The 25,207-nt window shown below is 22.2% G+C and carries 22 protein-coding genes, 1 tRNA gene and 1 pseudogene; 20 read left to right on the forward strand and 4 right to left on the reverse strand.

The window, feature by feature from the left end; translation table 11 throughout:
* Positions 1-8: 8 nt before the first annotated feature.
* The 3 genes and pseudogenes from nadE to cysS all read left to right on the forward strand — a co-directional run bounded on the left by nadE (position 9) and on the right by cysS (position 3,021).
* On the forward strand, positions 9-830 hold the full coding sequence (nadE, locus tag H0H56_RS00335; protein ID WP_185873901.1) for an NAD(+) synthase: 822 nt from the start codon (positions 9-11) through the stop codon (positions 828-830).
* 142 nt (positions 831-972) lie between these two features.
* Positions 973-1,575: pseudogene (gene folE / locus H0H56_RS00340) on the forward strand (GTP cyclohydrolase I FolE); the annotation flags it as partial.
* Positions 1,576-1,578: 3 nt separating this feature from the next.
* Complete coding sequence (gene cysS / locus H0H56_RS00345; RefSeq protein ID WP_185873903.1) at positions 1,579-3,021, forward strand: cysteine--tRNA ligase; 1,443 nt, start codon at positions 1,579-1,581, stop codon at positions 3,019-3,021.
* Here the strand turns inward: cysS and H0H56_RS00350 are convergent.
* Positions 3,016-4,173: a trans-sulfuration enzyme family protein gene (locus tag H0H56_RS00350; protein ID WP_185873904.1), complete on the reverse strand. Its 1,158-nt coding sequence runs from the start codon at positions 4,171-4,173 to the stop codon at positions 3,016-3,018. The two genes, cysS and H0H56_RS00350, sit on opposite strands and share 6 nt — an antisense overlap.
* Positions 4,174-4,361: 188 nt before the next feature.
* Here H0H56_RS00350 and atpB point away from each other — a divergent pair, with 188 nt between their 5' ends.
* The 15 genes from atpB (at position 4,362) to ilvA (ending at position 20,279) form a co-directional block, all read left to right on the forward strand.
* On the forward strand, positions 4,362-5,315 hold the full coding sequence (gene atpB / locus H0H56_RS00355) for a F0F1 ATP synthase subunit A (RefSeq protein WP_185873905.1): 954 nt from the start codon (positions 4,362-4,364) through the stop codon (positions 5,313-5,315).
* A 15-nt stretch (positions 5,316-5,330) separates the two neighbouring features.
* A complete protein-coding gene (atpE, locus tag H0H56_RS00360; RefSeq protein ID WP_185873906.1) occupies positions 5,331-5,558 on the forward strand; it encodes an ATP synthase F0 subunit C in 228 nt (75 codons plus the stop codon).
* Between the two features lie 7 nt (positions 5,559-5,565).
* Positions 5,566-6,054, forward strand: coding sequence for a F0F1 ATP synthase subunit B (atpF, locus tag H0H56_RS00365; RefSeq protein ID WP_185873907.1), 489 nt, complete (start codon positions 5,566-5,568; stop codon positions 6,052-6,054).
* A 3-nt stretch (positions 6,055-6,057) separates the two neighbouring features.
* Positions 6,058-6,591: an ATP synthase F1 subunit delta gene (atpH, locus tag H0H56_RS00370; protein ID WP_185873908.1), complete on the forward strand. Its 534-nt coding sequence runs from the start codon at positions 6,058-6,060 to the stop codon at positions 6,589-6,591.
* Positions 6,592-6,601: 10 nt separating this feature from the next.
* Positions 6,602-8,200 carry a F0F1 ATP synthase subunit alpha gene (atpA, locus tag H0H56_RS00375; RefSeq protein ID WP_185873909.1) on the forward strand — a complete coding sequence of 533 codons (1,599 nt, stop codon included), beginning with the start codon at positions 6,602-6,604 and terminating at the stop codon, positions 8,198-8,200.
* Positions 8,201-8,216: 16 nt separating this feature from the next.
* Complete coding sequence (atpG, locus tag H0H56_RS00380; protein WP_317167309.1) at positions 8,217-9,098, forward strand: ATP synthase F1 subunit gamma; 882 nt, start codon at positions 8,217-8,219, stop codon at positions 9,096-9,098.
* Between the two features lie 30 nt (positions 9,099-9,128).
* Positions 9,129-10,112, forward strand: a complete 984-nt coding sequence (gene trpS, locus H0H56_RS00385; RefSeq protein WP_185873910.1) for a tryptophan--tRNA ligase — start codon at positions 9,129-9,131, stop codon at positions 10,110-10,112.
* Between the two features lie 711 nt (positions 10,113-10,823).
* Entirely contained in the window at positions 10,824-11,558 is a 735-nt protein-coding gene (locus tag H0H56_RS00395; RefSeq protein ID WP_185873912.1) for a nucleotide exchange factor GrpE, read from the forward strand.
* A 15-nt stretch (positions 11,559-11,573) separates the two neighbouring features.
* Positions 11,574-12,698 carry a DnaJ C-terminal domain-containing protein gene (locus tag H0H56_RS00400; RefSeq protein WP_185873913.1) on the forward strand — a complete coding sequence of 375 codons (1,125 nt, stop codon included), beginning with the start codon at positions 11,574-11,576 and terminating at the stop codon, positions 12,696-12,698.
* A 44-nt stretch (positions 12,699-12,742) separates the two neighbouring features.
* Entirely contained in the window at positions 12,743-13,933 is a 1,191-nt protein-coding gene (gene mnmA, locus H0H56_RS00405; protein WP_185873914.1) for a tRNA 2-thiouridine(34) synthase MnmA, read from the forward strand.
* Between the two features lie 228 nt (positions 13,934-14,161).
* The gene (gene ilvD / locus H0H56_RS00410) at positions 14,162-15,850 is read left to right on the forward strand and encodes a dihydroxy-acid dehydratase (protein ID WP_185873915.1); all 1,689 of its coding nucleotides are present in this window, start codon (positions 14,162-14,164) and stop codon (positions 15,848-15,850) included.
* A gap of 8 nt (positions 15,851-15,858) precedes the next feature.
* Positions 15,859-17,553, forward strand: coding sequence for a biosynthetic-type acetolactate synthase large subunit (gene ilvB / locus H0H56_RS00415; protein WP_185873916.1), 1,695 nt, complete (start codon positions 15,859-15,861; stop codon positions 17,551-17,553).
* A gap of 21 nt (positions 17,554-17,574) precedes the next feature.
* A complete protein-coding gene (locus tag H0H56_RS00420) occupies positions 17,575-17,883 on the forward strand; it encodes an ACT domain-containing protein (protein ID WP_185873917.1) in 309 nt (102 codons plus the stop codon).
* A 29-nt stretch (positions 17,884-17,912) separates the two neighbouring features.
* Positions 17,913-18,965 carry a ketol-acid reductoisomerase gene (gene ilvC, locus H0H56_RS00425; RefSeq protein WP_185873918.1) on the forward strand — a complete coding sequence of 351 codons (1,053 nt, stop codon included), beginning with the start codon at positions 17,913-17,915 and terminating at the stop codon, positions 18,963-18,965.
* Between the two features lie 48 nt (positions 18,966-19,013).
* Complete coding sequence (gene ilvA, locus H0H56_RS00430; protein ID WP_185874100.1) at positions 19,014-20,279, forward strand: threonine ammonia-lyase; 1,266 nt, start codon at positions 19,014-19,016, stop codon at positions 20,277-20,279.
* Positions 20,280-20,285: 6 nt separating this feature from the next.
* Here the strand turns inward: ilvA and H0H56_RS00435 are convergent.
* Positions 20,286-20,370 (reverse strand) — tRNA-Leu (locus H0H56_RS00435).
* 99 nt (positions 20,371-20,469) lie between these two features.
* On the opposite strand from H0H56_RS00435, the gene dapB reads away from it, so the two are divergent.
* Positions 20,470-21,174: a 4-hydroxy-tetrahydrodipicolinate reductase gene (gene dapB, locus H0H56_RS00440; RefSeq protein WP_185873919.1), complete on the forward strand. Its 705-nt coding sequence runs from the start codon at positions 20,470-20,472 to the stop codon at positions 21,172-21,174.
* Between the two features lie 94 nt (positions 21,175-21,268).
* A complete protein-coding gene (gene lepB, locus H0H56_RS00445; RefSeq protein WP_317167310.1) occupies positions 21,269-22,678 on the forward strand; it encodes a signal peptidase I in 1,410 nt (469 codons plus the stop codon).
* Here the strand turns inward: lepB and H0H56_RS00450 are convergent.
* Both H0H56_RS00450 and mutL read right to left on the reverse strand, forming a co-directional pair.
* Positions 22,675-23,376 (reverse strand): rhomboid family intramembrane serine protease, encoded by a 702-nt coding sequence (locus H0H56_RS00450; protein ID WP_185873920.1) that lies wholly within the window; start codon positions 23,374-23,376, stop codon positions 22,675-22,677. The genes lepB and H0H56_RS00450 overlap by 4 nt on opposite strands.
* Positions 23,363-25,090 carry a DNA mismatch repair endonuclease MutL gene (gene mutL, locus H0H56_RS00455; RefSeq protein WP_185873921.1) on the reverse strand — a complete coding sequence of 576 codons (1,728 nt, stop codon included), beginning with the start codon at positions 25,088-25,090 and terminating at the stop codon, positions 23,363-23,365. The genes H0H56_RS00450 and mutL overlap by 14 nt, the downstream gene beginning before the upstream one ends.
* Between the last annotated feature and the right edge of the window lie 117 nt (positions 25,091-25,207).

The following is a 25,207-nucleotide window of genomic DNA, read 5'->3' on the forward strand; positions in this document are numbered from 1 at the left end:
AATTCAATATGATAAATGAAAAAAAAGTCATTAACTATATAGTTACTTGGTTAAAAAAATATATAAAAAAATCTAAATCTAATGGATTTATTATTGGCATATCAGGAGGAATAGATTCTGCAGTAACATCTATGTTGTTAGCTATGACAAAATTTCCTACTCTAACATTAGAAATGCCTATTTTAGAAAAAAAAAATTTATTATCTAATCAACATATAAATTTTTTAAAATCTAGATTTTTAAATGTTAATCATCTTAAAAAAGATTTATCTACTTTATATACTACTTTTTATAAAATAATATCTCATACAAAACATAAAAAAATAAAAAATCAATCTTTATCATTAGCAAATACAAAATCTCGTATCCGTATGATCACTTTATATTATTACGCAAATTTAAAAAATTATTTAGTTGTAGGAACTGGAAATAAAGTAGAAGATTTTGGTGTTGGTTTTTTTACAAAATATGGAGATGGAGGAGTTGATATCCATCCTATAGCAGATTTAAATAAAAGCGAAGTACGTCTTATAGCTAAAGAGTTAAATATTTTAAATAGTATACAAAAAGCTATTCCTACAGATGGTTTATGGGATGATAAAAGATCTGATGAAGAACAATTAAAAGCTACTTATGAAGAATTAGAATGGGCTATGAAAATTACAGAAAAAAAAAAAAATATTTTCATTAATCCATCTATGAATTTAGAAAAAAAAAATATAATAAAAAAATATAAAAATTTACATAACAAAAATAAACATAAAATTATTCCTATTCCAATATGTAAAATTCCTTCTTTTTTAAAAAAAAATAAAAACAGTCTACAATAAATAGACTAATTACTACTAGTTAGTAGTAACTATTTTTTATTCTTATTTTTTAATAATTTATAGTAATTATATCCTTTTCGTACCTTTGTTTATTAGATAAAATATGATACAAAAAATTTTTTACACTTTATAAAATTATGTAACTCCATTATGGAACAAGTACTTTATGATAAGTGATGAAGAAAAAATTCAAAAAATAAAAAAACATTTTTTTCATATTATGAAAATATTAGGATTAAATATGAATGATGATAGTATACGTAATACTCCTCTACGTGTAGCAAAAATGTTTATAAAAGAAATCTTTAGTGGTCTTAATTCAAAAAATTATCCTAATTTATCAACTTTTGAAAATAAATATCAATATAATCATATTTTAATAGAAAAAAATATTACAGTTTATTCTACTTGTGAACATCATTTTCTTCCTATTGTAGGAAAAGCTCATATTGGTTATATTTCTAAAGGAAAAATAATTGGTCTTTCTAAAATTAATAGAATTGTAAATTTTTATGCAAAAAGACCACAAGTTCAAGAACGACTTACTATACAAATTGTTCAATCTTTAAAAAAAATACTTGATACAAAAGATGTTGCTTGTGTTATAGATGCAAAACATTTATGTGTAAATTCTCGTGGAATTAAAGATATAGAAACTAGTACTATTACTACTGAATTAATAGGAGATTTTAAAAACAATTCAGAAATAAAAAAAGATTTTTTTCATTATATAGGAATTTATTAATTAATGAATATATATATATATAATACTATAACTAAAAAAAAAGAATTATTTTTACCTATCCATAAAAATTGTATAGGAATTTATGTTTGTGGTCCAACAGTATATAATCATATACATTTAGGAAATTGTAGAACTTTTATTTTTTTTGATTTAATTTTTCGTTATTTTAAACATTTAGGTTATAAAATTCGTTATATTAGAAACATTACGGATGTAGGACATTTAGAAAATGAAAATGGAGACGATAAAATTTATAAAAAATCTTGTATAGAGGGGATAGAACCTATGGAAATAGTTCAAAAATATACTCTTTCTTTTCATCATATTTTAACTATTTTCAATACTGTTCCTCCTAATATTGAACCTACAGCTACTGGTCATATTATAGAACAAATTGATCTTATTAAAAAATTAATTAAAAAAAAATTAGCTTACGAAAAAAATGGTTCTGTTTACTTTGATATTAAAAAATATAATCAATTATTTAATTTGAAGTATGGAATACTTAGTCATAATAAAATAGATTCTTTGTTTTCTAAACAACAATTTTTTTTAAAAGATAAACGTCATTTTCAAGATTTTTCTTTATGGAAAAAAGCTAAACCAAATCATATTATGAATTGGAATTCTCCATGGGGAAAAGGTTTTCCAGGATGGCATATAGAATGTACTGCGATGAGTACAAAATATTTAGGAAATATATTTGATATTCATGGAGGTGGAGTAGATTTAAAATTTCCTCATCATGAATGTGAATTAGCACAATCTATAGGAATTTATAATAATAAATTGGCAAATTATTGGATGCACACAAATATGTTAACTTTGAATGGGAAAAAAATGAGTAAATCTACGGGAAATTTTTTTTCATTAAAAGATTTAATAATAAAAAAACATGATCATAAATCTTTTCATCCAACTATTATTAGATTTTTTATTTTAAAAACTCATTATCGTAATTTATTAAATTTTTCTAAAAAAGGGCTTTTAGATGCTGAAAAAGGATATTATCGTTTAATGAAAATAATAAAAATTTTAAAATATTTACCTCAAAATACAAAAAAAATAAATAAAAAAAATTACATTTTTGATGTTTATAAATGGATCAAAGATTGTTATCTCGCTATTAATGATGATTTTAATACTCCTTTATTAATTTCTCATTTATTTAAAATATATCACATTGTTAATTATAATATAGAAATTTCTCATTTACATTTATTAAGTAAATATATAAAATATTTTATATTTGATATTATGGGTCTTCAAATTATTAAAAATAATATTTTTGAAGAAACTTCTAATAAATTGAAAATATTAACTGAACAATTAATTAAAATTAGAATAGAAGAAAGAAAAAAAAAGCATTGGATTTTTTCAGATAAAATTAGAGATATTCTTTCTAATATAGGAATTTCATTACATGATGATAAGTTCTCATCATAATAAATTTAAAGAATTTTTAAGATCTTTAATAAGATCTTCTATATTTTCTATTCCAAGAGATAAACGTATCAGTGAATTATTAATACCTGCCTTTTTTCTAATTTTTATAGGAGTAGATTTATGAGTCATCGTTGCTGGATGACAAATTAAACTTTTTGTCCCTCCTAAACTTTCTGCTAATTTAAATAATTTAGTAGCAATTACTACTTTTTTAGCTTCTTCTATAGTATCTCTTTTAAGACTAAAAGAAACTATTCCTCCAAAATATCGTTGTTGTTTTTTTGCAATAAAATGATTTTTATGATTATATAACCCTGGGTAATAAACTTGATCTATACAGGTATTTTTAATTTTTTCTTTTTCTAAAAAAGACGCTATTTTAAAAGCATTATATGATTGTTTTTTTATACGTAAATATAAAGTTTGACATCCTCGGATAGTTAACCAACAATCAATAGGAGATAAAACTCCTCCAGTAGAATTTTGAATATATTTTAATTTTTCATATAAATCTGCATTTTTTACTGTAATTAATCCAGCTAATACATCTGAATGTCCTGCTAAATATTTCGTAGCACTATGAATTACAATATCTGCTCCTAAATTTAAAGGATTTTGAATAGCTGGAGAAGAAAAAGTATTATCTACTACTATAATAATATTGGAATTTAATTTTTTAGATTTATTACTAATATATTTTATATCAGATATTTTTAAAGTAGGATTTGTAGGGGTTTCCAACCAAATCATTTTAATTTTAGGAGTTATCATGGATAAAATATTTTCAGAACAAGTAGTATCTATAAAATGAGTAATAATCCCTAATTTTTTATATAAATTTAATAAACGAAAAGTTCCCCCATAAATATCATCTATAGCTAATATTTCATCTTTATATTGTAATAATTTAACAACAGCATCTACCGCTGCTAAACCAGAAGAAAATGCTAAACTAGCATATCCATTTTCTAAATGGGTAATTAAATTTTCTAATATTTTTCTAGTAGGATTATTTGTTCTTGTATAATCAAATCCTTTGTGAATTCCAGGAGATTCTTGAACATAAGTAGAAGTTTGATATATAGGAGTAGAAATAGATCCTGTAAGAGGGTCAGATAATATGTTATGAATTAGTTTTGTTTCTTCCTTCATCATGAAAAATTTTGCACATTTTTATTTATATACAAATTTACTTTTTCAATTTTAAAAATGAAAATTATAAAAATTCATTTTTTCTAAAAAAAAATATAAATTTGTTTCCTATTTTATTTATTTTGAAATTAATATTCTATTTCTTATTTATTTTTTTTAATATTCTTTTTATTAAAGAAAAAAAAAAAATGGATTTATCTAATACCATTATTGAACATGTTAGTGATTCTCATGAATGGATTTTTATAGGTAATTATGAAAAAGGAATTATATTATCTTTACCAATTATATTATGGAATAATGGATGGGAATTTTTTTTATCTCATCAATTTTCTAATAAAAAAATAGTAAAAGGAAAATATGGATATTATAAAATTTTTAAAAATACAATATATAAAACTAATTCCATTGGTTATTTAAATTTAGATACAAAAGGAAAACCAACAAATGATAAACCATGGGATTTTTCCATAACAAAAAATGTTGTATCTATTTTATTCTCATTTTTTATATTATGTTTTATTTTTATAATAATGGCTAAAAAATATAAAAATTCTCAAATTAAATGGCCTCTAGGAATTCTTTTAGAATTTTTAATTTTATTTATTCGTAATAAAATTATTATTCCAAATATTGGAAAAAAAAAATATAAAAATTATTTACATTTTTTATTAACTATATTTTTTTTTATATTAATAAATAATTTATTAGGTCTTATTCCCATATTTCCAAATGTGACAGGGAATATTAGTATTACGTTATCTTTAGCTTTTTTTATTTTTATTATAACTAATATTAATGCTAATAAAAATTATTGGAAACATATTTTTTGGATGCCTAATGTTCCTATAGTGATAAAGTTTTTGTTAGCTCCTATAGAATTTATTGGTATTTTTATTCGTCCATTAACTTTAAGTATTCGTTTATTTGCTAATATTACTGCAGGACATATTCTTATATTAAGTTTTATTTGTCTAATTTTTATTTTTAAAAATTTTTTAATTGCTAGTTTTTCTATTTTTTTTGGTTTTTTTATTTTTTTATTAGAAATCATGGTTTCTTTTTTACAAGCTTTTATTTTTACAACTTTATCTGCATTACTTATAGGATTATCTGTAAAAAATTATGAATGTAAAAAATAAAAAATATATGATATTATGTATATAGATTTAACTTACTCAGGATTAGCTGCATTAGGTGCTGGGCTTGCAGTTATAGGAGCGGGATTAGGAATTGGTAAAATTGGAAGGGCCGCAATGGATGCTATTTCTAGACAACCTGAATCTTCAGGAAAGATACAAAATGCAATGATTATTGCTGCAGCTCTTATTGAAGGAGCAGCACTTTTTGGTATAGTAACTGCTTTATTGGCTGTTTTTAAATAATTTTTTTATGGATTTAGTTACTCCTTCTATAGGATTGGTAATTTGGCAATCTATAATATTTTTATTATTGATATTTTTTCTTTCTCAATATGCATGGAAACCTATCATGCAATTTATAGATAAAAGAGAAGAAAAAATTAGAAATTCTATAAAAAAAGCTGATTTAGCTAAAAATCAATTAAATATTGTTGAAAATAAAATTAATCAAATTTTAAAAGAAACTCGTATAAAAAGAGATTCAATTTTAAAAGATGCAATTAAAATGAGAGAAAAAATTAAAAATAAAGCTGTTCAAGAAGGGATTTTAGAGAAAAAAAAAATTCTTCAAGAATCAAAAAAAAATATACAATTAGAAAAAAAAACAGCTATACAAGAATTTAAAAATCAAATAGGAGATATTTCTATAAAAATTGCTGAAAAAATTTTAAAAAAAGAATTTGATACTAAAATTAATAATCAAGAAGAATGGTTAAAAAAATTAGTAAATAAATTATGATATATGTTTAATAAAAAAAAAGTTATACAACATTATGCTAAAATTTTTTTTGAATTTTCTATAAATAATCAAGATTTTATTTTTCATAAAGTTCAACAAATCTCTTTTTTATTAAAAAATCATATTGAGTTAAATCAATTATTTTATACTTCATTATTAAGTACTGAAAAAAAAATACATATTGTAGAAAAATTATTTCATCATTTTGATCCTTCTATTCTTCATTTTATAAAATTTTTAATTATAAGAAAAAGAGAATATCTTACAAAAAAAATATTTTTAAAATATAAAAAAATTTATCAAAAAAATAAAGGATTATTAAAATGTATTTTAATTTCTTCTCATACTTTAAATATAAATATTCAAAATATTATAATACAAAAAATTACTAAATTAAAAAAAGATAAATATTTTATTATTCATAAAATAGATCCTTCTATTATTGGAGGATTTTTTCTTCGTATAGAATATAAAGAATGGGATTTTAGTATTAAAAAACAATTATTTAATATTCAAAAATTATTAATAAATTCATAATCAAATTTTCATGTCTAATTTAAAATATTCTGAAATATCATCTATTCTAAAAAAACAACTATCTAATTTTAAATATGAATCAAAATTATATGAATACGGAATTATTGTTCAAATAGGAGATGGAATAGCTAGAGCTATTGGATTAAATTCGGTATTTTATGGAGAATTATTAGAATTTCATTCAGGAATAAAAGGAATTGTTTTAAATCTAGAAGAAGATTATGTAAGTATTGTATTACTTAGTTCATCTAAAAATATTAAAGAAGGAGATAAAGTCAAACGTACTGGAAAAATATTATCTATTAATGTTGGAGAAAAAATGTTAGGACGTGTCATAGACATATTAGGAAATCCTATTGATGGAAAAGGACCGATAGAAGGACCTTTATTTGAAATGCCATTAGAAAGAAAAGCCCCAGGAGTTATTTATAGAGAACCTGTCCAAGAACCTCTTCAAACTGGTATAAAATTTATAGATTCTATGATTCCTATAGGAAGAGGACAAAGAGAATTAATAATTGGAGATAGACAAACAGGAAAAACTACAATAGCTATTGATACTATTATTAATCAAAAAGAATTTTGGAAAACAAATCATCCTGTTTATTGTATTTATGTAGCTATTAGTCAAAAAGGATCTACAATAGCTAGAATAACGAAAATTTTAGAAGAACATGGAGCATTAAATTATACAATTATAGTCGCTGCTAATGCTTCTGAACCTGCATCAATTCAAGTTTTTTCTCCTTTTTCTGGTACCGCTATTGGAGAATATTTTCGTGATACAGGTCGTTCTGCTTTAGTAATTTATGATGATCTTTCAAAACAAGCTGTTTCTTATAGAGAAATCTCTTTATTATTACGACGTCCTCCTGGAAGAGAAGCATATCCAGGAGATATTTTTTATTTACATTCTCGTTTATTAGAACGTGCAGCAAAAATTATTAAAGATCCAAAAATAGTAAAAAAAATGAATGATCTTCCAGAATCTATAAAAAAATATGTAAAAGGTGGTGGATCTTTAACTGCACTTCCTATTATTGAAACTCAATCTGGAGATGTTTCATCTTATATTCCTACTAATGTTATTTCCATAACAGATGGACAAATTTTTTTAGAAAAAGATCTATTCCATTCTGGAATACGTCCTGCAATTAATGAAAGTATTTCTGTTTCACGTGTAGGTGGAGCAGCTCAAATTACATCTATGAGAAAAATATCTGGAACTCTAAAATTAGATCAAGCTCAATTTAGAGAATTGGAATCATTTTCAAAATTTGGTTCAGAATTAGATACTAATACTAAAAAAATTATAGAAAAAGGAAAAAGAAACATAGCAATATTAAAACAACCTCCTTATTCTCCATATAATATTTCGGATCAAATTGCTATTATTTATGCTGGAACTAAAAATCTTTTAAAAAAAATTCCTATTGAAAAAATTAATTCTTTTGAAAAAGAATATCTTTTTTATTTAAATGAAAAATATCAACAAATACTAAATGATTTAAAAAATGGAATTTTTAATAAAAAAATAACAGATATTTTAGAAAAAGTAGCTATAGAATTAAGTGAACAATATATTTCTACTTCAGATTCAGATTATTAAATTTTTTAAAAAAAATATGATATCTAATACAAAAGAAATAAAAAAAAGAATTTTATCTATAGATTCTGTTATAAAAACTACGGAATCTATGAAAATGATTTCTATTGTAAAATTACAAAAATATAAAAATTTTTTAACACATATAAAAATATATTCAGAATATTTAGAAATTTTATTTAAAAATTTTTTATTAGAATGTGATAAAAATTTAAAAAATAATAGATATTTTATTTCTAATAAAAAAAATAAATTATTTATTGTCCTTACTTCTGATCGTGGATTATGTGGATCTTTTAATTCCTTAATTTTTGAAAAAATTGATAAAATTTCTCAAAAAAAAGGTTTTTCTCAAAAAAAATGTTTTTTTTTCCCTATTGGGAAAAAAGGATTTGATTTTTTATTTAAAAAAAAATATAAAATATATAATCAAAAACAACTATTCAATGATTTAACTTATAATAATATTGATGTATTAATTAAAAAATTAATTAAAGATTTTATATCTAAAAAAATTACTTCTATATATTTAATATATAATCATATAAAAAAATCTTTTTTTCAAGAAATTATTATAGAAAAATTATTACCTATTATTATTCCTACTTTTTTTTCAAAAAAAAAACATAGAATATCATATAATTATTTCCTTTTAGAACCATCTAAAGAAAAAATATTAAATATTTTAATACCAAAATTTATTAAAATTAAACTATGGAAAAGTTTATTAGAATCATCTACATCAGAACATACTGCACGTATGATATCCATGCATAAAGCTACAGAAAACGCCCATAATATTAAAAAAAATCTCATATTAAATTATAATAAAGAAAGACAAACTACAATTACTAAAGAAATCCTTGAAATTATTAGTGGATTAGAAGCTTTAAATATTTAAAATATAGATAATTATTTTATTTTAATTTTTATGAAAACAATGTTAACAGGAATTCAAAGTACAGGGACTCCTCATTTAGGAAATATTTTAGGAGTTATTATTCCTTCTATAAAAATAACTAATAAATTAAAAAATGCTTCTTTTTTATTTATAGCAGATTTACATGCTTTAATACAACAAAAAATTCTAAAATTAGAAACTATTAAAAATAATACTTATCAAATTACTGCTGCATGGTTAGCATTTGGTTTAAATACAAAAAAAAATATCTTGTACAGGCAATCAGATGTTTCAGAAGTTACTGAATTAGCTTGGTATTTTAATTGTTTTTTTCCTTATAAAAGATTAACATTAGCTCATTCATTTAAAAATGAAAAAAAAAATAATTATAAAAAAATTAATGTAGGGTTATTTACTTATCCTATTCTTATGGCTGCTGATATTTTACTTTATAATGCTGAAATAATTCCAGTAGGAAAAGATCAGTTACAACATATAGAAATAACACGTAATATTGCTAATCGTTTCAATAAAAAAATAGGAAAAAAATTATTTTTATTACCTAAAGCTTTTATGAAAAAAGATACTATGTCAATTACAGGAATAGATGGAAAAAAAATGAGTAAATCTAAAAAAAATTGGATTAATATTTTTACTTCAGATGAAATTTTGAAAAAACAAATTATGAGTATACATACAGATAATAAATCTTATTATGAAAAAAAAAATCCATATAATGATTCTATTATGTCTTTATATAAATTAATAGCCCCTATAGATAGGGTAGAAAATATGAAAAAAAAATATTTGCAAGGAAAATATGGATATTTAGAAGCAAAAAAAGCTTTATATGAAGAAATTATAAAAAAATTTTATGTAGAAAGAAAAAAATTTTTTTCTTTTATTGAAAATAAATCTTTATTAGATCGTATTCTTTTTTTAGGTGCTAAAAAAGCCAAAGATATAGCTAATAAAAGATTACAATATATTCGAAAATCTTTAAAATTAATATGAATATAATATGTCATAATGACATAATTATATTATATGGCAAATATTTTGCAATTTTATCATTTTATAAAAATTTGTTTTATGATAAATTTTAAAAAAAATACTAAAATAAAAAACGAAAAAGAATCTTCTTGTTATCAAGAAGAAATAGATAAAAAAGAATCTTCTTGTTGTCAAGAAGAAATAGATAAAGAAGAATCTTTTTGTTGTCAAGAAGAAATAGATAAAAAAAAATCTTCTTGTTGTCAAGAAGAAATAGATAAAGAAGAAATAGATAAAAAAAAATCTTCTTGTTGTCAGGAAGAAATAGATAAAGAAGAAATAGATAAAAAAAAATCTTCTTGTTGTCAGGAAGAAATAGATAAAGAAGAAATAGATAAAAAAAAATCTTCTTGTTGTCAGGAAGAAATAGATAAAGAAGAAATAGATAAAAAAAAATCTTCTTGTTGTCAGGAAGAAATAGATAAAGAAGAAATAGATAAAAAAAAATCTTCTTGTTGTCAGGAAGAAATAGATAAAGAAGAAATAGATAAAAAAAAATCTTCTTGTTGTCAGGAAGAAATAGATAAAGAAGAAATAGATAAAAAAAAATCTTCTTGTTGTCAGGAAGAAATAGATAAANTAAAATTAATATGAATATAATATGTCATAATGACATAATTATATTATATGGCAAATATTTTGCAATTTTATCATTTTATAAAAATTTGTTTTATGATAAATTTTAAAAAAAATACTAAAATAAAAAACGAAAAAGAATCTTCTTGTTATCAAGAAGAAATAGATAAAAAAGAATCTTCTTGTTGTCAAGAAGAAATAGATAAAGAAGAATCTTTTTGTTGTCAAGAAGAAATAGATAAAAAAAAATCTTCTTGTTGTCAAGAAGAAATAGATAAAGAAGAAATAGATAAAAAAAAATCTTCTTGTTGTCAGGAAGAAATAGATAAAGAAGAAATAGATAAAAAAAAATCTTCTTGTTGTCAGGAAGAAATAGATAAACCAAAGATCGACATAATTAAAGATCAATTAGAAAAAGAAAAAAATAAATTTTTACGTATTTTTGCAGAATTTGAAAATTATAAAAAGCGGATTCAAAAAGAAAGATTGGATCTTTTTACTATTATTCATCAACAAATAATTACAGATTTTATACCAATTTTAGATGATTTTGAACGAGGATTAAAAGAGTTGAAAAAAACAAAAGATGAATTTATTATTCAAGGTATTTCTTTAATACAAGAAAAATTTATTAAAATTTTAAAGAAAAAAGGATTAAATAAAATACAAATTAAAAAAGGAGATGATTTTAATACTGATTTTCATGAAGCTATTACACAAATTCCAGTTATAAAAGAAAATTTAAAAGGAAAAATCATAGAAATTATAGAACCTGGATATATTATTAATGAAAAAGTTATACGACATGCTAAAGTTATTACTGGAAAATAATTAACTTTTATCTTCATGGTTAAAAAAGATTATTACGAAATATTAGGTATTGCTAAAAATGCTTCTTCAGAAGAAATTAAAAAAGCTTATCGAAAATTAGCAATTAAATATCATCCAGATAAAAATCCAGATAATAAAAAAATAGCAGAAGAAAAATTTAAAGAAGCTGCTGAAGCTTATGAAATATTGAGTAATCCAGAAAAAAGACAACGTTATGACCAATTTGGACATTCTGGTGTTAAAGGAAGTACTTCTGGATCTGGTGGAATGAATATGGAAGATATTTTTACCAATTTTGGAGATATTTTTGCTGATGCATTTGGTGAAGGTTTTTCTAGTTTTGGTTTTGGAAAAACTACCAAACATCAATCAACTATTAAAGGTAGTGATTTAAGAATTAGAGTAAAACTAACTTTAGAAGAAATAGCTAAAGGCATTGAGAAAAAAGTAAAAGTAAAAAGATTAAAAATAGCTCATGGTGTAAGATTTAAAAATTGTAATATTTGTCATGGTAGCGGTCAAAGAACTCGGATAACGAATACTATTTTAGGTAGAATGCAAACTACTTCTCAATGTAATATATGTTATGGTACTGGTAAAAAAATTGAAAATATTCCTTATGGAGCTAATAAACATGGATTAATTAAAAAAGAAGAATTAGTGAATATAAAAATACCAGCAGGACTTACAGAAGGAATTCAATTAAAAATTTCTGGAAAAGGAAATGAAGCTCCATTTAATGGAATTCCTGGAGATTTAATTGTTTTAATAAAAGAATTACCTCATAATCAATTAAAAAGAGAAGGAAGTAATTTACATTATGATTTATATATTTCTTTTCCAGATGCCATTTTAGGAGCTTTGAAAGAAGTTCCTACTATTAATGGAAAAGCTCGTATTAAAATAGATCCAGGAACTCAATCCGGAAAAACTCTAAGATTAAAAAATAAAGGATTACCTCATCTTGAAGGATACGGATATGGAAGTCTTTTTATTCATGTTAATGTTTGGACTCCAAAAAAAATTAATCCAGAACAAAAAAAATTTTTCGAAAAAATGAAAGAAAATGAAAATTTTCTTCCTCATCCTGGAAATTTTGAAAAATCTTTTTTTGATAGAGTTAGAGAAATGTTTTCATAACATTATGAATTATTCATATAAATTTTGAAATACTTAATTTTTTTATGAAAAAAGTAGTAGTAGTAGGACTTTCAGGCGGAGTAGATTCTAGTGTCGCTGCATTAATTCTTAAAAAAAAAGGGTATAACGTTATTGGTTTATTTATGCATAATTGGGAAAATACTCATTTTCATTATACTCCATGTAATACTTGGAAAAAAGATAGTATAGATGCACTTTTAGTTGCTCAAAAATTAAATATTCCTTTTCAAATCATAGAAATGAAAAAAGAATATAAAAAATATATTATTAATTATATGTTTGATGGATATAAATCTGGAAAAACACCTAACCCTGATATTTTATGTAACAAAAAAATAAAATTTAATATTTTTTTAAAAAAAGCAATAAATTTAGGAGCAAATTTTATTGCTACAGGTCATTATGTAAATAAAGCAACTATATTAAAAAATAATAAAATTATTTATCGTCTTTTAATTGGAAAAGATTCTAAGAAAGATCAATCCTATTTTTTATGTCAATTAACACAATTCCAATTAAAAAAATCTCTATTCCCATTAGGAAAATTCACCAAAAAACAAGTACGTAAAATAGCATCAATAAATGGATTATCTAATGCAAATAAAAAAGATTCTCAAGGGGTATGTTTTTTGGGAAAAATTAATTTATCTCAATTTCTTCAAAAAAAAATATTACCAAAATTAGGAGAAATTATTCTTATAGATTCCAACTCTTTAATATATAATAAAAAAAATAAAAATTTTCTTTCTAAAGAAGATGAATTATTTTTTTTTTCAAAAAAAAAAATATATAAAAAATCAGATGGAAAAATAATAGGATATCATAAAGGAGCTCATTTTTTTACAAAAGGACAACGTAAAGGAATTTCAATAGGAGGATATAAAAAAGCTCTTTTTGTTATTGATACTGATATAAAAAAAAATATTGTTTATACAGGAATGGGAAAAAATCATCCAGGTTTATACAAAAAATCTTTATTTATTCATCAAAAAGACATTCATTGGATTAGAGAAGATCTTTCTCTTTTAAATGGAGAAAAAATGGATGTTTTTTGTAGAATTAGATATAGACAACCCTTACAAATAGCAAAATTATATAAAATAAAAACAGGATTATTTATCGAATTTGAAACAATGCAATGTGCTATAACAGAAGGACAATTTGCTGTTTGGTATCTTCATAAAGAATTAATAGGATCAGGAATAATTTCTTAATTAAGAAAAAATTTTATTTTAAATCATTTTTATATTATTGAATAATATTCATTTTTTTTCATTAAAATATAATATATTTTAAATATAAACACATAAAAACGCTTTTATATAATATTTTTTTTTTATATTTTTACATATTATATAATTTTAATTTTAATAAAATTATTATTTATATAAATCTATACTATATAATTCAGTAATATTTTTGACTTTTACATAAAACATTTCATGAAAAAAAAAATTAATAATTTTAGTAAAAAAATAACAGAAGAAATTAATTTACCAGCCGCTCATGCTATGCTTTATGCTACAGGATTGAAAGAATCAGATTTTAAAAAAGCTCAAATAGGAATTATTAGTAATTGGTATGAGGGAAATCCTTGTAATATGCATTTGAATAAATTAGGAAAAATTGTTAAAAATTCTATAAAAAAAAAAAAAAATTTAATCGGATTTCAAATTAATACTATTGGTGTAAGTGATGGTATTACTATGGGGACATTAGGAATGAGATATTCTCTACCTTCTAGAGAATTAATAGCAGATAGTATAGAAACCGTAATAGATTCACACCATTATGATGGTGTAATAGCTATTCCTGGATGTGATAAAAATATTCCAGGAGTTATGATGGCTTTACTTAGATTAAATAGACCTTCTATTATTGTTTATGGTGGAAGTATTTCTTCTGGATTTTATAATGGTAAAAAATTAGATATTGTTTCTTCTTTTGAGGCTTTAGGAAAAAAAAATCTCTGTCAAATATCTGAAAAAGAATATAAAAATATAATAAAAAAATCTTGTCCTGGACCAGGAGCTTGTGGTGGAATGTATACAGCAAATACTATGGCTAGTGCTTTAGAAGCTATGGGGATGATGCTTCCTTATTCTTCTTCTTCTCCATCTGTAAGTAATAATAAAAAAATAGAATGTAAAGTAATTCCTAATTATATTCAAAAATTATTAGAAAATAATATAAAACCTAAAGATATTGTAACAAAAAATTCTATAGAAAATGGAATAAAATTGGCTATGTGTTTAGGTGGTTCGACTAATTTAATTTTACATTTTTTAGCGATTGCTAAATACGCAGATATTCCTTTTTATCTAAAAGATTTTCAAAAAATTAGTAATCAAATACCTCTTATTGGAAATTTAAAACCAAGTGGTATTTTTTTGATGGAAGATATTCATATCCATATTGGTGGAATCCCAGTAATTATTAAATATTTATTAAATGAAGGAATATTATATGGAGATTGTTTAACCGTTACTGGAAAAACTTTATCTGAAAATATGAAAAATATTCCTAATATAAATTTTAATCAAAAAATTATTTATCCTTTAAATAATCCTATAAAAAAAAACGCACATATTAGAATTTTATATGGGAATATATCTCCAAAAGGTTCAATAGCTAAAATTACTGGAAAAGAAGGAATTTTATTTCGTGGGAAAGCAATAGTTTTTGATTCAGAAGAACAAGCTAATTTAGCTATTTTAAATAAAAAAATTAGACCAGGATCTGTAATTGTTATTAGATATGTTGGTCCAATAGGAGGACCTGGAATGCCTGAAATGCTTAAACCAACGTCTTATATTATGGGATCAGGATTAGGTAAAAAAATTGCTCTCATTACAGATGGAAGATTTTCAGGTGGATCACATGGATTTGTAGTAGGACACATTACTCCAGAAGCACAATCAGGAGGGTTAATTGCTTTCATTAAAAATGGAGATATTATAACAATAGATGGAAAAAATAATACTATAACTCTTGAAGTAAAAAAAGAGGAAATTAAAAAAAGAAAAAAAGGATGGATTCCTCCTTTATTAAAAATAAAAAGAGGATATCTATATAAATATATGAAAACAGTATCTTCAGCTTCTGAAGGGTGCATGACTGATCAATTTTAATTTTTTTTATGGAAAAATTATTATTATTTGGTTCAGAAATAGTCATAAAAACTCTTTTATATGAAGGAGTAAAATATATTTTTGGGTATCCAGGAGGAGCTATTATGCCTATTTATGATACTTTACATAATTATTTAAATGTTTTAACTCATATACTAATGCGTCATGAACAAGGATCAATACATGCTGCACAAGGATATGCTAGAGCTACTGGAAAAATAGGAGTTTGTTTTACTACATCAGGTCCTGGAGCAACAAATTTAATTACTGGATTAGCAGATGCATTAATAGATAGTACCCCTATTATTTGTATTACTGGACAAGTATCTTCTCATCTGTTAGGAACAGATGCTTTTCAAGAAACTAATATTATAGATATTTCAATTCCAGTAACTAAGTGGAATACTCAAGTTTTAAAAGCTGAAGATATTTGTAAATCCATTCAAAAAGGTTTTTTTATAGCTAAAAAAGGAAGACCAGGACCAGTATTAATAGATATAACTAAAGATGCTCAATGTAAAAAAACAGTATTTCATTATCAACGTTGTAAATATGTTAAAAATTTTAATCCATATCCTTGTATAGAAAAAAATAAAATTAAACAAGCTGCAAATTTAATAAATTTATCTATAAAACCTTTAATTTTAGTAGGACAAGGAGTCATTTTAGCTAAAGCAGAAGAAGAATTTAAAAAATTTATAAAAAAAACTGGAATTCCAGTAGCTAGTACACTTTTAGGATTGGGGGCTTTAGAAAGTCATCATCGTTTATATGTAGGAATGTTAGGAATGCATGGCAATTATGCTCCTAATATTTTAACAAATAAATGTGATTTATTGATAGCAATTGGAATGCGTTTTGATGATCGTGTAACCGGAGATGTTAAAAAATATGCTAAACAAGCGAAAATAATACATCTAGAAATAGATCCTTCTGAAATTAATAAAAATATATTATGTCATATAGCGATTTTAGGAGATTGTAAAATTACTTTAAAAAAATTGACTTTTTATGTAAAAAAATCTACTTATCCAAAATGGATAGATAAATTTTATAATTTAAGAAAAAAAGAAGAAATAGCTATTATAAAAGAGGATCTTAATCCTTTAAAAAAAGGAATAACTATGGGGGAAGTTATTAAGTGGATAAATAAATATAAAAAAAAAAATGCTATTCTTGTCACAGATGTAGGGCAACATCAAATGATCGCTTCAAGATATTTTAATTTTACTTATAAAAAAAGTCAAATAACTTCCGGTGGATTAGGAACAATGGGATTTGCTTTACCTGCTTCTATAGGGGCAAAATTAGGAGCTAAAAAAAGACAAGTAATTTGTATTGTAGGAGATGGTGGGATTCAAATGACTATACAAGAAATGGGAACTATTTTACAAAATAAAATTCCTATAAAAATTATATTATTAAATAATAATTTCTTAGGTATGGTACGTCAATGGCAACAACTTTTTTTTAAAAAACGTTATTCATGTACAGAATTAGTAAATCCAAATTTTGTAAAAGTAGCAGAGGCTTATAATATTGAAGCAGAAAAAGTAAAAGAAAGAGAACAATTAGAAAAATACGTAAAAAAAGCATTAAAAAAAGAAAAAGCTTTTTTATTAGAAATCATTATCGAACGAGAAAATAATGTTTTTCCTATGATCCCTACAGGAGCATCTGTAGATGAAATTCGTTTAACATAATATATTTAAATACATAATACTATGAAGGATCAATTCAGAATAATAATTTTAGGGGAAAATCAAATAAGATTATTAAGTCGAATATTAATAATATTCAATCGTAAAAACATAAAAATAAATTATATAAATTTTTCTAATTATGAAAACGAGACTATTGATAATTTTAAATATATTATTGATTTAGAATGTTTTGAAGAACAATTAATGAAAATTACAAAATTAATTGAAAAATTAATTGGAATAATCAATGTATATTTTTCTAAAAAAATAACAAAACCATCTAGAGAAAATTCATGGAAAAAAATCAATTTTCCATTAGCCACATTTTAATTAAAATTAAATTTTAAATAAATTATGTTATGAAAATAAAATTTGGATCTGTAGAAGAAACTATTATTACTAGAGAAGAATTTCCATTAAATAAGGCTTTGAAAATATTAAATAATGAAATAATTGCTGTATTAGGATATGGAGTACAAGGGCCTGGTCAATCTTTAAATTTAAAAGATAATGGTTTTTCAGTCATTGTAGGACAAAGAAAAAATTCGATGTCTTGGAATAAAGCTTTGGAAGATGGATGGATAGAAGGAAAAAATCTTTTTACCTTAGAAGAAGCTTCTAATAGAGGGACCATCCTTATGTATCTTTTATCAGATGCCGGTCAAATATCTTTTTGGCCTACTTTAAAAAAATATTTAACAAAAGGAAAATCTTTATATTTTTCGCATGGATTTGGATTAACTTTTAATGAAAAAACAAAAATTTTCCCACCTAAAAATATAGATATTTTTTTAGTAGCCCCTAAAGGATCAGGAACTAGTTTAAGAAGATTTTTTAAACAAAAAAAAGGTATTAATTCTAGTTATGCTATTTATCAAGATTATAGTGGAAATAGTTTAAAAAAAGCTCTTTCTATAGGAATAGGAATTGGATCTGGATATTTATTTAAAACTAATTTTAAAAATGAAGTTTATTCTGATTTAGTAGGAGAAAGAGGGACCTTAATGGGGGCGATACAAGGTATTTTTTCTGCACAATATCAAATTTTAAGAGAAAAAGGTCATTCTCCTTCAGAATCTTTTAATGAAACAGTCGAAGAACTTACTCAAAGTCTTATGCCATTAGTTTCAGAAAAAGGAATGGATTGGATGTTTTCTAATTGTTCCACTACGGCACAAAGAGGAGCTTTAGATTGGTGTAATAAATTTAAAGAAGCTACTTTACCAGTATTTAAAGAATTATATCATGAAGTATTATCAGGGAATGAAGCAAAAAAAATTATAAAATCTAATAGTCGTGATGATTATAGATTACAATTAAAAAAAGAATTAAAAAATCTTAGAGAAAGTGAATTATGGAAAGTTGGGAATATTATTAGAAGTTTAAGACCAGAAAATAAGAAAAAAAAATAATCATAATTATTAGTTATACTTCTTTAAAAAAATTTTTTTATTTTGACAATATTAAAAAAAAATAAAATTCATTTTCCTTCTTATAAAGAAGTAAAAACGGCTAAAAATTTATTAAAAAATATTATTTATGAAACTCCATTACATATAAATAATCTTTTATCAGAAAAATATAAAGCTAAAGTTTATCTAAAAAGAGAAGATTTACAAATTATACGGTCATATAAAATTAGAGGGGCATATAATAAAATAAAAAATTTAACTCATCAAGAATTAAAAAATGGAATAGTTTGTGCTAGTGCAGGGAATCATGCACAAGGAGTAGCTTACTCCTGTCAGCTATTAAAATTATCAGGAAAAATTTATATGCCAAGTACCACTCCTAAACAAAAAGTAGAAAGAGTGAAAATGTTTGGGAAACAATATGTTAAAATTAATCTTATTGGAGATACTTTTGATGCTGTTAGTTATGAAGCTATAAAAGATTGTAAAAAAAATAAAAAAATTTTTATTCATCCTTTTGATGATATAAAAATTATTGAAGGACAAGCAACTGTTGGATTAGAAATTTTAAAACAATATAAACATAAAATAGATTATATATTTATTCCTATTGGAGGAGGAGGGTTAGCTTCAGGAGTAGGGAGTCATTTTCAACAATTTAGTCCTAATACAAAAATTATAGGGGTAGAACCTGAAGGGGCTCCATCTATGAGTTATTCTTTAAAAAAAGGAAAAGTAATAGAATTAAAAAAAATCGATAGGTTTATAGATGGTGCTTCAGTAAAAAAAGTAGGAAAATTAAATTTTGATATCTGTAATAAGGTGTTACATGATATACAAATAGTCCCAGAAGGGAAGGTATGTACGACTATTTTAGATTTATATAATTTAGAAGCTATTGTTGCAGAACCAGCAGGAGCACTCTCTATATCTGCATTAGATTTTTATTCTAAAAAAATAAAAGGAAAAACTATTGTTTGTATATTAAGTGGGGGGAATAATGATATTACTAGAACAGAAGAAATACGAGAAAGATCACTATTATATGAAGAAAAAAAACATTATTTTATTGTAAAATTTCCACAAAGAGCTGGATCATTAAAAGAATTTGTTAATAATATTTTAGGAACAAAGGATGATATTACCTATTTTGAATATTATAAAAAAACTTCTAAAGAAGAAGGTCCAGCTATTATAGGAATAGAATTATCCGATAAAAAAGAATTGTCAGGATTATTAGCAAGAATGAAAAAATATAAAGTACATTTTCAGTATATTAATAAAAATACAGATTTATTTCGTGTATTAATATAATTTTTGTACCCACGACTGGGCTCGAACCAGTAAATCCTAAACGGATACTACCCCCTCAAAGTAGCGTGTTTTCCAATTTCACCACGTGGGCTAAAAAAAAATAATTATTTTCATCAAAATTAAATAAAAAAAATGAAAATTTAATTATCATTATATTTGAAAAAATTTTATTTATAAAATTGATAAAAATATGAATATCGCAATAATAGGATATGGAAAAATGGGGAAATCTATAGAAAAAATAGCTAAAAATAGAAATCATCAAATTATTTTTTGTTCTAGTGAAACTCCTAATACTTTTTTTTTTAAAAAAAAAATAGATGTAGCATTAGAATTTAGTCATCCTAATTCTGCTTTTCAAAATATTAAAATTTGTTTAGAAAATAATATTCCAATAGTATCTGGAACAACAGGATGGATAGAAAAAATTCCTCTTATAAAAAAAATTTGTATAAAAAAAAATGGAACTTTTTTATATTCTTCTAATTTTAGTATAGGAATGAATATTTTTTATGAAATTAATAATATTTTATCAAAATTATTATTTCCATATTCTATAAATTATGAAGTTATGATTGAAGAAATACATCATACAAAAAAAATAGATAAACCTAGTGGAACTGCTTTATCTTTAGCAAAAGATATTATCCATAATAAAATGAAAAAAAATTGGATTTTAGATAAAAAAAAAAATAATCAAATTTTAATTTTGTCTAAAAGATTAGAAAACGTAATAGGAATACATAAAGTTATGTATCAATCTAAAATAGAGGATATTCAAATTAAACATAAAGCTCATAATAGAGAAGGTTTTGCTTTTGGTGCTATAATTGCTGCAGAATGGATTAAAAATAAAAAAGGTATTTTTTCTATGAAAGAAGTATTAGGGTTTTAATATAAAAAAAAATAATTTATATGTATTCATATTTTTTTTTAGTAGTATTTTTTTATGTATAGAACATTGTATTTATATATTAGGAACATGGAGATTGTATAAAAAATTAGGAATTTCTTTTTATAAATCTATAATTCCTATTTATAATATTTTTTTAATTTTAAAAATTCATAAAAAACCTATTTGGTGGATTTTATTTTTAGTTTTTCCAATAACTAGTATTTTTTTGTTTTGTAGTTTATGTATAGATTTACTTTATTTTTTTGGTAAAACAAAAAATAAAGATTTTTTTTTATTTTTTTTATCTATAGGAATATATATATATTATATTAATTATTCTAATAATATTGAATTATTGAATAAAAAAATAAAAAAAGAAACAGGAGACAATATTTTATTTTATATAATTCTTTCTTTTATTACTCATACTTATATTATTCAACCTTTTGCACTTCCTACCTCTTCTATGGAGGAAACTTTATTAGTAGGTGATTTTATCTTAGTTAGTAAAATTCATTATGGATTACGTTTACCTATAACTCCTATTTCTATTCCATTTACACATAATACCATTTTTGGAAAATGTAAATCTTATATTTCTTCTATTCAATGGCCTTATTTTCGTTTTCCTACTATACAATCAATACGAAGAAATGATATTGTTGTGTTTAATTTTCCTAAAGATTTTAATCATAAAGTAATAGATAAAAAAGATAATTATATTAAACGTTGTATAGGATTACCTGGAGATAATATTTATATTAAAAATGGTATTGTTTTTATAAATAATAAGAAAGAAATAAATTCAATAAAAACAAAACAAGTTTATTTTGTAAAAACAAAAAATATTCCATTGAATATAGAATTTATTAAGGATCATATGAATATTAAAGATATTGAAATTATAGGAGAAAAATATAATGAATATTTTTATCAAATGATGTTAACAGAAAAACAAGTTTTTGATATAAAAAATTTATTTGATAATATAGTTTTTATTAAAAAATATATTTTACCAAAATTTTTTAAAGAAGATTCTATTTTTTCAAATTATTTGAATTGGAATAGAGATAATTTTGGTTCATTATATATTCCGAAAAAAGGAGATATAATTGAATTAAATTCAAAAAATTTACATATTTATTCTGATATTATTATATATGAAAATAATAAAAAAGATTTTTTTATTAAAAATAAAAAAAAATATAAAATAAAAAATAATTATTATTTTATGTTAGGGGATAATAGACATAATTCTTATGATTCTCGTTATTGGGGGTTAGTTCCAGAAGATCATATAGTAGGAAAACCCATATTTATATGGATGAGTATAAATTGGGATATAAAAAATCCTTTAAATTTTTTTCATTGGAAATTTCGTTGGAATAGAATTATGACAACTATAGATCAAAAATCTTATTTATTCTTTGTTTTAATATTTCTATTTATATATATTTTTTCTTATTTTGTTTTTTCTTATGTAAAAAAAAATAAGTATTATTAATAATTTTTTTCGTTTTCTTTTTTTATAAAAAAACATCCTATTAAATATCCAGATAATATTCCTCCAATATGAGCAAAGTGTGCTACTTCTGGTGCTAAATTACAAATAGCTGAAATAAAACTTCCTAAAATAAAAATGAAAAGAGCTTTTCGTACAGCAATTGGAAAAGGAAATGGCAAAATGAATATTTTATTATTTGGAAAACATCTAGCAAAAGCTCCTACTATTCCACTTACTGCTCCAGAAGCACCCATCATAGGAGAATATATAGAATTATACAAATAATAACGTTCTTCTTGATTTAAATTATTAAATATTTTTTTCAATTGTGAAAGATCTAATGTATGAAGAAAATAATAAAGGATACTGGTATTGAATATTAATTGTAATAATGCAGAAAAAATACCTGATAAAAAATATATTATTAAGAATTTTTTTATTCCTAATAAAGTTTCTATTTTCCCTCCAAACATAAATAAAGCTAACATATTAAAAACAATATGTAAAAAAAGATATTTGGAATGTATAAACATATGAGTAAAAATCTGATAGATTTCAAATCTATCATCTAAGGGATGATATAAAGAAAAAAGACTTTCTATTTTATATTGTGAAAAAACAAAAGTAGCTGTATATACAAGGATATTTATACTAATTAAATGTTTTACAGCATCTGAATTAAAATTATAAAAATTCACTTATAAAAAATTTTTTTTTAAACACAAAAAATATAGGATATCCTGAATAAGTATAATTGATATTTTTACAGGAAAAAAAATCTTTCATTAAGCATATCATTTGATTTGAATTTAATGTACTCCCATATTTTATAGCAGCTGATTGAGATATAGATTGAATAAGTTTATTTTTATTTTTAGTTTCTCCTTTAATAAAATTATATTTTAAAATATTTTTAATAATTTCTATCAAAATATTTTGTTTTATTTTTTCAGGAATAGAATATAAATATACAGATTGATTATTAAAATAAAAATAAAAACCAATTTTAATTAATTCATATTGAATATTTTTTAATGAAATTAATTCATTTTTTAAAAGTTTTATTTCAATTGGAAAAAGAAATGGTTGACTAATTAATTTTTTTTTTAAAAAAAATTCAAATAAAATATTTTGATGAGCTCTATTTTGATCTAAAAATATTATATATTCATTTTCCCATGAAAATATTATATATTTTTTAATTATTTGAAAAGTTTTGATATATGTTTCATTTATTATATAATGAGATAATTGATTTATTAAATGATGATCAATAATATTATTATATTTTTTCGTTTTATCAAACCAATTTTCTAATTGAATTACTTTTTCTTTATAAGAAAATTCATCTAAAGGATTTTTTAATAAAAAGGAATCCTTTGTCTGAAAAGAATTATTAAATAAATCTTCTTTTTTAATTTCATATTGATCACATAATATTTTTTTTAATTCTTTTTTAATTAAAGAACAAATATTTTCTTCTTCTTCCAACTCCAATTGAATTTCTATTTTAGAAGGATGAATATTATAATTTACTAATTTTGTGTTTATATAAATAAAAATAAAATAAGAAACTGTTTTTAAATTTTTTAAAATTCCATCATAAGAATGAATAATATTTTTATGTATTATTATATGGTTTATACATCTTTTATTGACAAATAAAAATTGATCTCCTTTTTTTAAAGAAGTATCTGGTTTGCTAATAAAACCTTTTATAAAAATTTTTTTTTCTTTTATAAAAAAAGGTATTAATTTTTTATTTTTTTTATGAAAAATTTCTTTAATTCTTTCTTTTAAAGATGCCTTTTTTAAATTAAAAATAATTTTATTATTATGATATAATCGATAAATAATATTTCTATGAGCTAAAATTATTTTATAAAATTCATTAATAATATGTTGAAATTCTATTATAGAAGATTTTAAAAAACGTCTTCTAGCAGGTATTTTATAAAAAATATTTTTGACAGAAATTCTAGTACCTTTAAGCATATTAATAGGTATTTTTTTTTTTATTTTTCCATCTTCTATAAAAAGGTGTATTCCAATTTTATTTTCTTTATTTTTAGTTTGTATTTCTAATTGAGAAATAATAGAAATTGAAGATAAAGCTTCTCCTCTAAAACCCTTTGTGTTAATTTTAAAAATATCTTCATTAGTTTTTATTTTTGAAGTTGTATATCGTTGAAAACTAATTTTTGCATCATTATAACTCATTCCGGATCCATTATCTATTAATTGAATTAAAGTTTTTCCTGAATCTTGAATAAAAATATCAATTTTATTTGATTTGGCATCTATAGAATTTTCTAAAAGTTCTTTTAATACAGAAGATGGACGTAGTATAACTTCCCCAGCAGCAATTTTATTAATTACTTGTTGAGGTAATAATTGAATATAATCTGTCATAATTTTTTTTTGATATATTTTTTAATAATTCGTATATAAAAAAATTTTTTATGAATTTTTAATCGAATAGATATCAAAATATGATGATTAAAAATATAAAATTGTATTTATATTTTT

The organism is Blattabacterium cuenoti, from assembly GCF_014252455.1.
Classification (GTDB): Bacteria; Bacteroidota; Bacteroidia; order Flavobacteriales; family Blattabacteriaceae; genus Blattabacterium; species Blattabacterium cuenoti_R.